General features: G+C 46.9%; 1 protein-coding gene. It reads left to right on the plus strand.

Annotation, left to right across the window (positions count from 1 at the left end; all coding sequences use genetic code 11):
- Nucleotides 1-326 (plus strand): hypothetical protein (locus DNC80_RS16040; protein WP_255493232.1); only part of this gene is annotated, 326 nt, incomplete at both ends.

The raw sequence follows: 326 nt of genomic DNA on the forward strand, positions 1-326 counted from the left end.
GCAGATGCAAAAGCGAAAGTCGATGCTGAATCTGCTAAACAAGCTGCAGAAGCTAAGGCTAAATTAGATGCAGAAACCAAAGCCAAATTAGCTGCAGATGCAAAAGCGAAAGCAGATGCCGAAGCTGCGAAACAAGCTGCGGAAGCCAAGGCTAAATTAGAAGCAGAAACAAAAGCCAAATTAGCTGCAGATGCAAAAGCGAAAGCGGATGCTGAAGCTGCGAAACAAGCTTCGGAAGCCAAAGCCAAATTAGCTGCAGATGCCAAAGCGAAAGCGGATGCCGAAGCTGTGAAACAAGCTGCGGAAGCCAAAGCAAAATCAGAAGC

This window comes from Flavobacterium sp. SOK18b (assembly GCF_014156605.1).
In the GTDB taxonomy this organism is placed as follows: domain Bacteria; phylum Bacteroidota; class Bacteroidia; order Flavobacteriales; family Flavobacteriaceae; genus Flavobacterium; species Flavobacterium tiangeerense.